Here is a 12713-nt window from a genome sequence, read left to right as displayed (position 1 = left end):
AAATGAGCCGGCGCTATTTCTCCGAACGCGACATCCACATGGCTCTCGATGGCGAACTGCCGGGCGACGAGCGGACTGCCTATGAGGCATGGCTCGAGGCCAATGCCGAGATGAAGGCCAAGAGCGCACGCTACGCCGCCGACCGGGCAGCATTGCGCGCAGCCTTTAATGGCGTGCTGGACGAACCCGTCCCGGTGCGACTGAGCAAGGTGGTGCTTGGCGAGGCGCCGGTGGTCAGAGCGGCGCCGTCGCGCTCGCGTTGGTGGCTTGCGGCCGCCGCTGCCGCCATCCTGGCGATTGGTGGCGCTGGCGGCTACCTTGCCGGCATCGGCCGCCTTGGCCTGGAAAATACGGCCGAGGACCAGCTTGCCGAAGAGGCGATCGCCGCCCACGTCATCTATGCCGCCGAAAAGCGGCATGCGGTGGAAGTGCCGGCAAGCGACAAGGATCATTTGCAGAGCTGGTTGTCGAACCAGGTGGGTTTGAAGCTCGTTGCACCGGATCTGGCGGCGCAAGGATTCCAACTGGTCGGTGGCCGGCTGCTGCCTGCCGGCCAGGGCAAGGCCGCGATGCTGCTTTATGAGGATGACAAGGGCGAGCGCATATCGCTCTTCGTCACCGCCGAATCAGCGGCCAAGGCCAAGGGCACCTATGGGTCTGAGGAAGATGGTCCTGAGGCCGTCTACTGGCTGGACAAGGGTTATGGCTGCGCCGTCGTCGGCTCGCTGCCGCGCGAGCGATTGGCCGCGGTGGCCAAGAGCGCCTATGGCCAGCTTCTGGCGGGCTTGCAAAGCTGAGCAGGCGCTTGTTTTTCCGGAGCCGCGCCGATGCCAAAACACGAAGGTCGTTCAAAGCCTTTCCGCGACCTGCCTGCCGTCAAAACTGTCACAATTCGGCCCTAATCGAGGTGCGATAGCGCTTGCTGAATGCTGGCACTTCGGCTGGTGTGACCGATGTTTAGACTAGGGCCGTTTCCACAACCCAATCGAGGTTTTCTGAGCCCGCATGCCTGCCGAGATTCGCAAGGCCCGCGCGTCCGACGTCGATGACCTCGCCGCCATCGAAAAAGCCGTTTTCTCGAGCGATCGCATTTCTCGCCGCTCCTTTCGCCAACTGATCGAACGCGACACCGCCGAACTGCTGGTTGGCGAAAGCGATGGCCGCGTCGCCGGCTATGCAGTCGTGCTGTTTCGCAAGGGCAGCGGCGTCGCGCGGCTTTATTCGATTGCCGTCGGTCCATTTTTCGGCGGCCGTGGCGTTGGCCGGCTGCTGCTGGAAGAGGCCGAAGCCGCCGCTTTCGAGCACGGCCGCATGATGCTTCGTTTGGAAGTCCGCGAGGACAACCCCCGCGCGATCCAGATCTACGAGCAGAGCGGCTACCGCAAGATCGGCCGCGAGCTGGACTATTACGAGGATGGCGCCACGGCGCTGCGCTATGAAAAGACCTTGCGCGGCGACATTCCGGTCGCCACCGAAGTGCCGTTTTATCAGCAGACTTGCGAATTCACCTGCGGACCATGCTGCCTGATGATGGCGATGGCTTACTTCGGCCCCGGCTTCGTGCCGGACCCGGTGATGGAAATCCGGCTGTGGCGTGAGGCGACGACCGTTTTCATGATGTCGGGGCCGGGCGGCTGCGAACCGTTCGGGCTTGCCGTCGCCGGCCATGAGAGCGGGCTTGCTGCTGAGATCTATGTCTCTTTCTACGGCGCGCTGTTTCTGCAGTCGGTGCGAAGCGAGGACAAGCGCCGGGTGATGGAACTGGCGCAGGTCGACTTTCGACGCCGCGCGGAACTTTACGGCATCCCGGTGAATTACCGTTCATTCGGGCTTGACGACATTCGCACCGCGATCGCAGAGGGAAAACTGGTACTGGTCCTGATCAGCGGCTTCCTGATGTTCGGCAAGAAGGTTCCGCACTGGGTATTGGCCATCGGTGACGATGGCGATCATATCCTGATCCACGACCCCTGGGTCGAGGACGAGCGGCAGGAGACGATCCTCGATGCTGCCAACATTCCCGTGCCTTACGGCATCTTCATGAACATGGCGCAATTCGGCCGCGACGGATTGCGCGCCGCCATCACTCTCGGAAAGCGCGACAGCCAATGACCTGGGTCATCCTTACCGGCCGGCAGAACGATCTCGACCAGGTGGCGACGCCGCACAAGATCATCACCAATCGCGACTACCTTGCCCATCCGGCACTCTTTCGCGGTCAGCGGCCGAAGGTCATCAACCTGTCGAACAATTACGGTTACCAGAGCCGCGGCTATTACGCCTCGCTGCTCGCAGGTTCGCGTGGCCACAAGGTCATCCCGACTGTCGAAACGATGATCGACCTGTCGGAGCGCAAACTCTATGAGCACGCGTTGCCGGAACTCGAACTCGCACTCAACAAGTGCCGCAAGGACCTGAGCGGCGCTTTCCCGCAGAAGGTCTGCATCTTCTTCGGCATCGGACCGTCCAGGATCTGGGACCGCTTCGCCAAGCTGCTGTTCGACTGGTTTCGTGCCCCGGCGCTGGAGGTCCACATCAGGGACAGCGCCGAATGGGCCTCGATCCGCAAGATCGGCTTCCATCCCCTGGCCAGGATGACCGAGGACGAGGAAACGCACTTTCTCCAGTGCCTGGAGACCTACACCAACCGCGAGTGGCGCGACACCAAGGGCCGCACGCCGGCGCGCTACACTTTCGCCACGCTGGTCGATCCGCACGAGGAACTGCCACCGTCGGAGATTTCGTCGCTGCGCCACTGGGCCAAGATCGCTGAAAAGATGGGCGTCGAAATCGAGCCGATCACCAAGCGGGATCTGGCCAAGCTCGCCAATTACGACGCGCTGTTCATCCGCGAGACCACTTCGATCTCCAGCCACACCTACCGCTTTGCCCGCCGCGCCCAGCAGGAAGGTATGCCGGTCATCGACGATCCGCTGTCGATGATCCGCTGCACCAACAAGGTCTATCTCAACGAGCTGATGACCTACAACAAGGTACCGGTGCCGCCGACGGTGATGATTGCCGGCACCTCGGACCTGGAAGTTGCGGCACAGACGCTGGGCTTCCCCCTGGTGCTGAAGATCCCGGACTCCTCGTTTTCGCGCGGCGTCAAGAAATGCGGCACCTTCGACGAGTTGAAGACGCTCGCAACCGAATGGCTGGAGGATTCCGACCTCCTGATCGCGCAAAAATTCATTCCGACGGAATATGATTGGCGCGTCGGTGTCCTCGGCGGCCAACCTTTGTTTGCCGTCCATTATCTGATGGCCAAGAAACATTGGCAGATCGTCAATCATAAGGCCAACGGCAAGCCCGACCAGGGCGGCATCAAGACCTTCACCCTGAAGGAAGCGCCGGCCCACGTCGTCGAGACGGCGGTCAGTGCGGCGCGCTGCATTGGCGACGGCCTCTACGGCGTCGACCTCAAAGAAACCAGGGACGGCGTCTTCGTCATCGAGGTCAATGATAACCCCAACCTCGACCACGGCTGGGAAGACTCTGGCGAAAAAGACGAGGTCTGGGTGCGGCTGACGCAGTGGTTCCTGGAGCGGTTGGACCGGCCGGGCCGATGACATCCGAATTGAGGGGAAAGATGCTGTTCTTCGTAACCGAGGATTTTCGCGGCTGCGACCGTAAGGAGATCTACCGCCGTTTCCGCGACCAGGGCCGCCTGAAGCCGGACGCGCTTCTCGTGCACCACAGCTGGATCGCAGCGGATATGAGCCGCTGTTTCCTGCTGGTGGAGGCCGATGACGTCACGCTCCTGCAGCGGTGGGTCATCGAATGGGCGGATCTGGTCGAATTCGAGATCGTTCCCGTGGCGACGAACAAAGATATGGTGGAGGCATTGAGCGGACACCTCTGACCCGCGCGCTTCGACGAGCAATATCCAGAAATTGTATTGATGGCAGATGTCCAGGCTGAGCCGCCGGCTCGCCCGGCTGTCGCACTTAGCCAGACTGCCTGATCGTCGCGCTCGACTTCAGCAGCCGATTGATGTCCGACGCTTTTGACGGCACCCCGATCAAATAGCCCTGGGCCTCGACGCAACCCTCTTTTTGCAGGAATTCAAGCTGCGCTTCGGTCTCGACACCCTCGGCGGTGACGGTGATGCCCAGCTGTGCGCCAAGCCCGATGATGGTGCGCACGATCGCCGCGGTATCGCGGCTGTCGATATCGCTGATGAAGGAACGATCGATCTTGATCTTGTCGACGGGAAAGCGCCTGAGGTAGCCCAGCGAGGAATAGCCGGTGCCGAAATCGTCCAGCGCGATGCGGACGCCCAGATCGCGTAGCTGCCTGAGTGTCTTGAGCACCAGATCGCTCTCGTCCATCAGCACCGTTTCGGTGATTTCCAGTTCAAGCCGGTTGGCCGGCACGCCCGAGAACGCCAGTGCCGAAATGACGCTGCGGGCAAAGGTACCGCTTTTGATCTGCACGGCGGAGACATTGACTGCGATGCGCCAAAGCGCCCAGCCTGCCGCGGCCGTGCAGGCTTTTCGCAGCGCCCATTCTCCAAGCGGCACGATCAGCCCAGTCTCCTCGGCGGCCGGAATGAAGTCGTCCGGCCGCACCAGGCCGCGCACCGGCGAACGCCAGCGCATCAAGGCTTCGGCACCGACGATTTCGCCGGAGGCGATGTTCATGATCGGCTGAAAATCCAGCTCGAATTCGCGGCGCGACAGCGCTGCCCTGAGATCGATTTCGAGCGCCCGGCGTGCCCGCACCATCGCGTCCATGGCTGGTTCGAAGAAGCGGTAGAGGTTGCGCCCTTCGCTCTTTGCCCGATAGAGCGCCATATCGGCGTTTTTCAGCAACGTGTCGGCGTCCTTGCCGTCATTCGGAAACAGCGCGATGCCGAGACTGATGCCGACGCGCATGTCGTGTCTTTTGTCGCGAAACGGCTTTCCAATGATCTCGACGATGCGTTTGGCCAGCTTTTCCGCGTCGCCCGGGCTTTTGAGATTGAACTGGATGATGACGAATTCGTCGCCGCCGAAGCGGGAGACAACGTCCGTTTCGTTGCGCAGGCACCGTTGCAGCCGTTCGGCCACGCATTTCAGCAGCCAGTCGCCGGCGGGGTGACCCCAGCTATCATTGACTGCCTTGAAGTGATCGAGGTCGAGCGAGAATATCGCCAGCGATCCTTCTCTCGTCTCGCTCAGGGCTTGGTCGAGCCGTTCGCGAAGCATCGAGCGATTGGGCAGGTTGGTCAGTGTGTCGTGATGCGCAAGGTGGGTCATGCGCTCTTCCACGCGCCTGCGCTCGGTCACGTCGTCGAATGTCGCGACCCAGCCGCCGCCGCTCATCGGCCGGCGTGCAACCAGCAGCGTTCTGCCATCGGCAAGATGGCGATGCGTTACGTGTGTTTTGCCCGCCCGCAGGCAGGCTTCGATTTGCGAAATTTCGCTGTCGGGATCGAGCTTTGTGTAAATGCCCAGTTCCAGCAGCCGCTTAAAGGCATCACGGTGGCTCATGCCAAGCGGGAAGTCGGCCGGCCTGACATGATAAAGTTCCAGGAAACGTTCGTTGCGCACGATCAACTTGCCGTCCGCATCGTACATCAAAAGGCCTTGCGACATGTTGGCAAGTGCGGCGTCGAAACGGCGGTGCTGCTCCTTCAACTCCTGCTCGGCGCGCCGTTGCTCGGTGATGTCCTCGTAGATCGATACCCAACCGCCCGACGCCAGCGGCCGGTGCGAAATGTTGACGATACGTTCGTCTGCAAGCGTTTCCTCATAGGTGGAAGGTTTTGCCTGGTCGATATAGGGCTTGCGGATGACATAGAGTTGCTCAGCGCTTTGCGAGGCGATGCCGATATCCACGCTGTGCTGGAGGATGTCGAAAAACCGGATGCCGGGCCGCACCACTTCGGCGTCGAGGCGAAAGATGCTGATGTAGTTCCTGTTGCAGATGATCATCCGTTCATCGGCATCGAACATGCACAGGCCATGCGACATGTTCTCGACCGCTGCCGAAAAACGCTCGTTCTGTTCGCGCAGCTCGTCTTCAATAGGTTGCGGCTGACCAACGCCTTTGGCCCTCCGTCGGCGGACGGACGAACCAGCCTTGATACCGGCAACGGGCATGAGGCAAGCCTATGGACCATGGTTTACCACGGCACTGTTGTCCCTGCCGGTTAATTTACCGTTTTCAGTCGGCTGGAACGGCAGTCTGGCGTCGCGACTTTTCGATCGCCGCAAAGCGTTTGAGAAAGGCATTCTGCGCCCAAGTCACCGAGCGCGGCGTGACGTCGAAACGCTCGGCGTTGAAGCCGCGCGGCCTGCCGAAGAACTCCGTCGCCTCTGCCGTCGAAAAACCCGCAAGCAGCGTTGCTTCGAAATAAGCGGCGATCTGATCCGCTCGCTTGATCTCCTTGCGCAGTCCCGCGTCGAGTTCGGCCGGCAGTGAAAAGCGCAGATGGATGGCGCGCTGCAGCCTGATCTCGCAATCCCTGTAGCTGCCGCCCATAACGGATTTGAACGGCGAGATCATGTCGCCGATGACATATTCCGGCGCGTCGTGCAGCAGTGCCGCCAACCGCGCATCGGCGTCGGCATCCGGCATCAGCTCGCCGACAAGCGTTTCGACCAGCAGCGAATGCTGGGCGACCGAAAAGGCGTGCTCGCCTCTGGTCTGGCCGTTCCACCGCGCGACGCGGGCAAGGCCGTGCGCGATATCTGAGATCTCGATGTCGAGCGGCGAGGGGTCGAGAAGATCGAGCCGTCGCCCGGACAGCATGCGCTGCCAGGCGCGCGGCGGCGCCCCGGCGCGATCGGCCGCCATCAGGCGTCCTCCGCGCCGACGGCTTCCTGCGGAAAGCTGAATTTCGCCCAGGATGGGATGGCGAGCGACACGGCGACATCGTCAGCCAGGATCGGCAGGCCGGCGTCGAGCGCTGCCTTGACCCGGTCGATGCGGGTAATGGCAAGGCCTGTCGTGCCGGCGGTCGAGCCAAGCGTGCCGACCGGTCGCCCCTCCACTGTCAACTCTGCGCCCGAGGCGGGCAGGGAGCGTTCAGCCGAGACGATCAACACCCGGCGCCTGGCAGTGCCGCGATGCTGCATACGCGAGACGACCTCCTGGCCGACATAGCAGCCCTTCTTGAAGCCGACGCCGCCGATCTCGTCGAGAAGCACATCATGCGGAAACGCATCGCCGAGCTGGTAGTCCGCGCCGCTTTCGGCAATGCCATGGGCGATGCGAAAGGCTTGCCATGCGACAAGGTCGCCTCCTTCGGAGGTGCCATCATAGAAGCGCTTGACTATAGTATCGACGAACCGCGCATCGGCAAACGGCGCTGATTCAAATTGCGAGGCAGTTGAATCGCTTTCCCACAGGACGGTCACAACCGGCTGATCCAGCTTGGCAATTTGGACTTTGGCGCGCAACTTGTAGAGCGTCAGCCGGCGCATGAAGTCATCGGCGGTCTCAGCACGGCATTCGAGCCGGAAAGCATTTTCGCCAGCGCGCGAGATCAGGAAGTCGAAAAGGATCTTACCTTGCGGCGTCAGCAGCGCGCCGGGCTTTGCTTCGGCGCTGCCGAGCGCGTCGAGGTCGGTGGTCAGGATGTTCTGCAAAAAGTGCTCGGCATCCGGCCCGGACACGGAAACGAGTGCGCGATCTCTGAGCGAGGCAAAGGGCATGGTGGGAAAACGAGCCTGAGCTTGCAAAACTATCGGCCATTACGTAAGCCGCTGGCACTTCCCCCGCAAGAGACCGGATCCGTATGGCCTCCATCTACGATCTCATCCTGACAGGCGGCACCGTGGTCAATCACGACGGCGAGGGTTTTCGCGACGTCGGTATCAATGGTGGGCGCATCGCTGCCATCGGCGACCTCCGCCAGGCATCGGCTGGCGAGACGATCGACTGCCACGGGCTGCACATCCTGCCGGGCGTCGTCGACAGCCAGGTGCATTTCCGCGAGCCGGGACTGGAGCACAAGGAAGATCTGGAGACGGGCTCGCGGGCAGCGGTGCTTGGCGGCGTCACCGCCGTCTTCGAGATGCCGAACACCAATCCGCTGACCACCAGCGAGGCAACCCTTGCCGACAAGGTGCGGCATGCCACCGGCCGCATGCATTGCGACTTTGCCTTCTGGGTCGGCGGCACCCGCGACAATGCGAAAGACGCTGGCGATCTCGAGCGCCTGCCGGGTGCGGCCGGCATAAAAGTGTTCATGGGCTCGTCCACCGGCGACCTGCTGGTCGAGGACGACGAAGGCGTTGCCTCGATCCTGAGGAACACACGCCGCCGCGCCGCCTTTCACTCTGAGGACGAGTTCCGGCTGCGAGAGCGGCTTGGCGAGCGCATCGCGGGCGATCCGTCCTCACATCCGGTGTGGCGCGACGAGATCGCAGCATTGCGCTGCACAGAGCGCCTTGTGCGCATCGCGCGCCAGGTCCGCGCCCGGATCCATGTGCTGCACATCTCGACCGCCGAGGAGATAGGCTTCCTCGAACAGCACAAGGATGTCGCGACCTGCGAGGCGACGCCGCATCATCTGACGCTGAGCGCCGATGATTATGCGCAGTTGGGCACCCTGATCCAGATGAACCCGCCGGTGCGCGCCACGCGCCATCGCGACGGGGTCTGGCAGGGCATTGCGCAGGGCGTTGTCGACGTGCTCGGCTCCGACCATGCGCCGCACACGCTGGCCGAGAAGGCAAAGCCTTATCCGGCGTCGCCGTCCGGCATGACCGGGGTGCAGACTTTGGTGCCGATCATGCTGGACCATGTCAACGCCGGCCGGCTGACGTTGCAGCGCTTTGTCGACCTGACCAGCCACGGCCCGCAGCGTATTTTCGGCATCGCCAGGAAAGGCCGTATTGCCGCCGGCTACGACGCCGATCTGACCATCGTCGATCTGAAGCGCCGCGAGACCATCGCCAACGCCCAGCAAGGCTCCAAGGCCGGCTGGACCCCTTATGACGGCAGGCAGGTGACCGGCTGGCCGGTCGGCACCATCGTTCGTGGCCGGCGCGTGATGTGGGAAGGCGAGATTGCCACGCCGGGCCAAGGCAAGGCGGTGGAGTTTTCCGAGGCGCTCGCGCGCTAAGCTCCCTGCCTCGATAAGGGCCAGGCTAGACCACTCAGTCCCCAGCGACGAAGAACGTCCATTGCCCGGTCGGCGTGATGCCGACTCGGTAGAAGATGTAGGCACCGAACTGCTTCATGTTGTCATAGTCGCTGGCGGTGACGATCTTAAACAACTCGACCCGCTGCCTGGCATCGAGCTTGTCCAGCGGCAGGGCGAAAAAATACGGCCAGACGTAGAGATCCTGCGGAGTGCCTGCATCGACGTGGACATAGCCGGCATTGAGCACCTCTTCCAGAATGGCGAGGATTTCCTGGCCTTCCGTGTCGCCCGAAAGGCCTTTCAGGAAGGCGATCGGGTCGCCCTCCATGTCGCCCAGCGACAATTGGGTCATCATGTCGCCCGTGCCGATCAGCGGCCGCAGTCTTTCGATGTCGCCGCTCTTGCAGGCCTCGACGATCAGATCGTGCATGCGCCTGACCGGTTCCGGCAACTTGGCAAGGTCGTAGACGACTTCGGGCACAGGCGCGTCCGGATCGACATGCGGATTGGCCATCCCGCCATCGTCCGCTGGCTCTTTCGGTTCGGTTTGCTCTGGCTCGTCGGACGGAGTCGGCTGGCTGGCTGCAGGTGGTGTCGTGCCGAGCGGGCCGGGCATCGGCACGGTACTTCCAGGCGGCGACATGTCGCCGTCGGGCGGCGGTGTGACCGGCGAAGGCAGGTCTTCGCGCTTGATCTCGCTGAGGGCGTGAGCGGGACTACTCGCAAGAAACAGTGCAAGGGGAATCGTGGCGCAGGAAGCAGTAAGCCAAATGCTGAGGACCAGGCCGCGCGGCTTGCCTGATATCGAAAAATTCACCGCCTGCTACTCCCTGGTTCCAGCCCATCCATGTGCCCGGACATGATGTCCGGCGGCGCGCCGTCGTCAAAGAACCGGGGTCAGTGCCGCAGCCTTTCGGGCTCGAAGGCCCCGGCAATCACCTTTTCACGCATGCGATCGAGCAGGGCAAGCGCCGAGGTCTCGCCATTGGTGCGCAGCATTTCGCCGAATGCCGTTTCGAGGGCTGCCTCGGCGATGATTTCCGGCTCGATCCCGGCCGACAATCCCTCTGCCCAGGCTTCGCTGTGGCTTTCCACGGCGGTCAGGCGCTTTTCTTCCCTGACCAGCGCGTCGATGTCGTTGACGCCATGTTCCATTGCGATGTCCACCCTTTCAAGCGGTGATCCGTTGGATAGGGATCAAGCTTGAGTTGTCCCTTTTACACGCAGGCGCAGTAAGTATTTGTAAATGCGACATTTTTTTGGTCGTTTTCTACAAATTCCGTCGCGTCCAGCAAACCTGCGTCCGATCCATTTCAAACTTAGCCGATTAGGCCGGCCAAGGGGACGGAAACCTTCAGTTTGAGTTAATTTCACATTCGCGCGCTAACGTTTCGTTAACATAGTTGCAAAAGTGCAACATCAGGTTTGCACCAAGGCCTCACTCGAGGCAAGCGGAGAAGTGTCGAACGCGTCCGCCGCCCACAGCGCCGGCGCTTGATGCCGGTTTGCCGGAACGGCAGCAGCCGCCGTCAGTTTCCGTAGCGAGAGGCTATGTCGCGAGACAGTGTCTCGCCTTCCTTCATGTAGCGGCTGATGGCTTCCGTCGCCGAGGCGGTGCATTGGGTATAAGTGCCGCCGAAGGACCGGTAGCCGCGGTTGAAGCTGGCGATGAAGCGGGCGCGCCGCTCCGGGTTCGGATTTTCCGATGCGATCAGTTTTTCCATCTCGGCTCGCCACCGGTCGCCTTTCTCGCCACACAGATTACGCAGGAAATGCAGAGAACCGAGCACTTCCGCCAGCCGCATCAGCCCAGGCTCGAATGGCGCTTCGGCGGCGATTGCCGGACGCACGCCGAAACTCACACTGACGGCGAGGCAGGCGGCGAGAAACGAGGACGTGCGGCTCATGAGGCTTTGTGCTGAAACAATTTGTCGCCTGCAAGGCGATTCTCTGGCTCAGGTCTCGCCGTCCTTGTTGGGGCCGAGTAGATCGTCGGCAATTTCAAACACTGCATCGGCGAGCGGCATCGCCGTCATTTCGGCCAGCGTATAGAAAGCCGCGGTTTCGGCGTCGTCGCTGGCAACCGCCTCGCCGCCGGCATAATTGGCCCCAAACACCGTCAGCCAGTAGTCGACCGGATGCCCGTCGCCGCTGCCGTCGATGTGGATTTCCCGCAGCGGCCGGTAGCTGCGCGCCTGCAATCCGGTCTCTTCCAGCAATTCGCGCCGTGCTGCCTGTGCCAGCGTCTCGCCGGCTTCGACCTTGCCGCCGGGAAAGGCATAGAGGCCTTGCGAGGGCGGCCTGGCCGCCCGCTTGACCAGCAGCACCGTGTTCTCGCGCACGACGCAGACCGAGACTGCCGGAATGATCTTGCGTGCTTCCATGGGCTCCGGATCGCTCGATTGGCACAGCCCGTTGTGGACCGGCCGTCGGCAAACAGCTTTAGCGGTTGCGAAAGGCGGGTTCCATGGCCACTTTCATATGCCACCAATTCGAAAGCTGAATTCATGTGCGGACGCTTTGCTTTGACAGCTACTGCGGACCAGACCGCCGCCTTTCTCGGCCTGGCGGAAGTTGAGGAGTTTCCGGCCCGCTACAACATCGCGCCGACGCAGCCGGTGCTGATGGCGCTCGCCGGATTGACGCAGGCGCCGGGCTCGAACCTGCCCGACCGCCGCTCGATTCTGGTGCGCTGGGGCCTGATCCCGGCCTGGGTCAAGGATACGCGCAACTTCCCGCTGCTGTTCAACGCGCGTTCCGAGGGGGCTTCGGAAAAGGCGTCGTTTCGCGCTGCCATGCGCCATCGCCGCGCCCTGGTGCCGGCTTCGGGATTCTACGAATGGCACCAAACCGGTGGCAGAAGAGGGCAGCCCTATTGGGTGCGGCCAAGGCGTGGCGGGCTTGTCGCCTTCGCCGGGCTGATTGAGACCTATGCCGAGCCGGGCGGCTCGGAAATGGATACCGGCGCCATTCTGACCGCCCACGCCAATGCCGATACTGCCCATATCCACGACCGCATGCCGGTAGTGATCCATCCCGAGGATTTCGCGCGCTGGCTGGATTGCCGCACGCTCGAGCCGCGCGACGTGGCCGATCTGCTGAGACCCGCCCAGCCCGATTTCTTCGAAGCGATCCCGGTTTCCGACCTCGTCAACAAGGTCGCCAATACCGGGCCGGAGATTCAGGAGAAGGGCGTCGTCGAGCCTGAGCCCGAGAAGGTCAAGCGCCAGAAGTCCGGCGCGAACGACAGTCAGATGAGTTTATTTTAGCAAAAGCTACTATTACTGGTTCGCCGTGAGCGCCTCAGTCTTTCCCGACGGCATTCTCAGGCAGCGCGCGGCGAAACGATCTTCTGCGCCGGCTTCTTCTTCTTCGCGGTGTGCAGAAGAGCTGCGACGATTGCTGCCGGGCCGATCGCCCGGTAGTGGCTGGCAAGCGCCGGTTGCTTGGCGCGGTTGGATTCTTGCTTAGGCATTGTTCTCTTCCCTGGTAACGTCTTCGTGTCTGCGTTTGCTGGCCGAATCCGACCAAATCGTGACGCTTGCTGATCTAGCCGGCGAATGTTTCATGACAGTGCCGACCTGTTTAATAAAATGTTTCAATGGCTCAATTCCTGTGAGCCAACGATATT

Annotated in this window: 14 protein-coding genes; 6 read left to right on the top strand and 8 right to left on the bottom strand. The window is 62.1% G+C overall.

From position 1 onward, the window contains the following. Positions 1-2 precede the first annotated feature (2 nt). The 4 genes from RQ479_RS10455 (at position 3) to RQ479_RS10440 (ending at position 3865) form a co-directional block, all read left to right on the top strand. On the top strand, positions 3-797 hold the full coding sequence (locus RQ479_RS10455; protein WP_376705013.1) for an anti-sigma factor family protein: 795 nt from the start codon (positions 3-5) through the stop codon (positions 795-797). A 208-nt stretch (positions 798-1005) separates the two neighbouring features. Continuing rightward, positions 1006-2112 carry a peptidase C39 family protein gene (locus RQ479_RS10450; protein WP_352977802.1) on the top strand — a complete coding sequence of 369 codons (1107 nt, stop codon included), beginning with the start codon at positions 1006-1008 and terminating at the stop codon, positions 2110-2112. Next, positions 2109-3572 carry a RimK family protein gene (locus tag RQ479_RS10445; RefSeq protein WP_376705012.1) on the top strand — a complete coding sequence of 488 codons (1464 nt, stop codon included), beginning with the start codon at positions 2109-2111 and terminating at the stop codon, positions 3570-3572. Before RQ479_RS10450 ends, RQ479_RS10445 begins: the two co-directional genes overlap by 4 nt. Continuing rightward, positions 3569-3865, top strand: a complete 297-nt coding sequence (locus RQ479_RS10440) for a DUF3303 domain-containing protein (protein ID WP_376705011.1) — start codon at positions 3569-3571, stop codon at positions 3863-3865. The genes RQ479_RS10445 and RQ479_RS10440 overlap by 4 nt, the downstream gene beginning before the upstream one ends. Before the next feature lie 85 nt (positions 3866-3950). Here RQ479_RS10440 and RQ479_RS10435 read toward each other — a convergent pair whose 3' ends face one another. From RQ479_RS10435 to RQ479_RS10425, 3 genes are all read right to left on the bottom strand, one after another. Further along, positions 3951-6089: a putative bifunctional diguanylate cyclase/phosphodiesterase gene (locus RQ479_RS10435; RefSeq protein WP_376705010.1), complete on the bottom strand. Its 2139-nt coding sequence runs from the start codon at positions 6087-6089 to the stop codon at positions 3951-3953. 64 nt (positions 6090-6153) lie between these two features. Then, positions 6154-6786 carry a hydrolase gene (locus RQ479_RS10430; RefSeq protein ID WP_376705009.1) on the bottom strand — a complete coding sequence of 211 codons (633 nt, stop codon included), beginning with the start codon at positions 6784-6786 and terminating at the stop codon, positions 6154-6156. After that, a complete protein-coding gene (locus RQ479_RS10425; protein WP_376705008.1) occupies positions 6786-7646 on the bottom strand; it encodes a YgfZ/GcvT domain-containing protein in 861 nt (286 codons plus the stop codon). Before RQ479_RS10425 ends, RQ479_RS10430 begins: the two co-directional genes overlap by 1 nt. An 83-nt stretch (positions 7647-7729) precedes the next feature. On the opposite strand from RQ479_RS10425, the gene RQ479_RS10420 reads away from it, so the two are divergent. Then, positions 7730-9061, top strand: a complete 1332-nt coding sequence (locus RQ479_RS10420) for a dihydroorotase (RefSeq protein WP_376705007.1) — start codon at positions 7730-7732, stop codon at positions 9059-9061. Positions 9062-9095: 34 nt separating this feature from the next. On the opposite strand, the gene RQ479_RS10415 is transcribed toward RQ479_RS10420, so the two are convergent. The 4 genes from RQ479_RS10415 to RQ479_RS10400 all read right to left on the bottom strand — a co-directional run bounded on the left by RQ479_RS10415 (position 9096) and on the right by RQ479_RS10400 (position 11466). Continuing rightward, positions 9096-9899 carry a hypothetical protein gene (locus RQ479_RS10415; RefSeq protein ID WP_376705006.1) on the bottom strand — a complete coding sequence of 268 codons (804 nt, stop codon included), beginning with the start codon at positions 9897-9899 and terminating at the stop codon, positions 9096-9098. A gap of 80 nt (positions 9900-9979) precedes the next feature. Further along, positions 9980-10237 (bottom strand): hypothetical protein, encoded by a 258-nt coding sequence (locus tag RQ479_RS10410; protein WP_023677749.1) that lies wholly within the window; start codon positions 10235-10237, stop codon positions 9980-9982. A 374-nt stretch (positions 10238-10611) separates the two neighbouring features. Continuing rightward, the gene (locus tag RQ479_RS10405; protein WP_352467197.1) at positions 10612-10989 is read right to left on the bottom strand and encodes a TIGR02301 family protein; all 378 of its coding nucleotides are present in this window, start codon (positions 10987-10989) and stop codon (positions 10612-10614) included. Positions 10990-11037: 48 nt separating this feature from the next. Next, on the bottom strand, positions 11038-11466 hold the full coding sequence (locus RQ479_RS10400) for an NUDIX hydrolase (RefSeq protein ID WP_352467196.1): 429 nt from the start codon (positions 11464-11466) through the stop codon (positions 11038-11040). A 123-nt stretch (positions 11467-11589) separates the two neighbouring features. On the opposite strand from RQ479_RS10400, the gene RQ479_RS10395 reads away from it, so the two are divergent. Next, positions 11590-12351 carry an SOS response-associated peptidase gene (locus RQ479_RS10395; RefSeq protein ID WP_376705005.1) on the top strand — a complete coding sequence of 254 codons (762 nt, stop codon included), beginning with the start codon at positions 11590-11592 and terminating at the stop codon, positions 12349-12351. 56 nt (positions 12352-12407) lie between these two features. Here RQ479_RS10395 and RQ479_RS10390 read toward each other — a convergent pair whose 3' ends face one another. Beyond that, the gene (locus RQ479_RS10390; protein ID WP_023677745.1) at positions 12408-12557 is read right to left on the bottom strand and encodes a hypothetical protein; all 150 of its coding nucleotides are present in this window, start codon (positions 12555-12557) and stop codon (positions 12408-12410) included. Between the last annotated feature and the right edge of the window lie 156 nt (positions 12558-12713).

Origin of the sequence: Mesorhizobium sp. ISC25, from assembly GCF_042295465.1 — a bacterium.
Taxonomy (GTDB): Bacteria; Pseudomonadota; Alphaproteobacteria; order Rhizobiales; family Rhizobiaceae; genus Mesorhizobium.
This window is presented reverse-complemented; position numbering and strand designations above follow the sequence as displayed.